The following is a 695-nucleotide window of genomic DNA, read 5'->3' as shown; positions in this document are numbered from 1 at the left end:
GGCCTGCGTGACCTCACCAACCTCCTCCTGGAGCTTCAGCATATACCAGTCGGGATCGCGGGCGATCCCATTTTCCTCGGCGTATTTCTGTGAGGCAGCTTTAAACTGGCGCATCAAGACAGCAAGCATTTGTTCATCCTTTGTTCGTGAGATACAACTCTGATCACGATTCTCCGGCGGCGTCGATTCGAAAGCGTATCGTGCGATAATCAGCTGAAATTTCCGCGACAGGTGCCTGCATGCGGGATAAAGAGGTATTCGAAACCCATGCAGTCACCCATGCCTCTCCTCGATTTTTTCTCGGCTCTCATCACCGCGCATAGTCCGACGCTGCTCGCCATGTTTGCGGGCGCCGCCTTTCTCGCCGGACTTGCCCGCGGCTTTTCCGGCTTTGGTGCGGCCCTCATCTTCATTCCGCTGGCAAGCGCCATTGTCGGCCCGCGCATCGCCTCGGTGGTTCTTCTTGTGGTGGACGGCGTTTTGACGCTCGGCATGATACCGCCGGCCTGGCGCATGGCCGACCGGCGTGAAGTCTTCACCATGGCAGCCGGTGCGCTTGTCGGCGTCCCGCTTGGAACGCTGCTGCTTTCCGGCGGGGATCCGCTCACCCTGCGCTGGATCATTTCCATCGTGGTTGTCGTGCTGCTGTTATTTCTCGTTTCCGGCTGGCGTTACAGCGGCCGGCCGAAAACGCC

Annotated in this window: 1 protein-coding gene and 1 pseudogene; one reads left to right on the top strand and one right to left on the bottom strand. The window is 59.1% G+C overall.

The window, feature by feature from the left end; all coding sequences use genetic code 11:
• Positions 1-129 (bottom strand): annotated as a pseudogene (locus tag AB4Z23_RS27580) (pyrophosphatase); the annotation flags it as partial.
• 150 nt (positions 130-279) lie between these two features.
• Between AB4Z23_RS27580 and AB4Z23_RS27575 the strand changes: the two are divergent.
• A partial coding sequence (locus tag AB4Z23_RS27575) for a TSUP family transporter (RefSeq protein ID WP_441361195.1) occupies positions 280-695 on the top strand: 416 nt, incomplete at its 3' end.

The organism is Agrobacterium sp. MCAB5 (assembly GCF_052114365.1).
In the GTDB taxonomy this organism is placed as follows: Bacteria; Pseudomonadota; Alphaproteobacteria; order Rhizobiales; family Rhizobiaceae; genus Agrobacterium; species Agrobacterium tumefaciens.
Note: the sequence above shows the minus strand (reverse complement) of the source record. Positions and strands in the feature narration are given on the sequence as shown.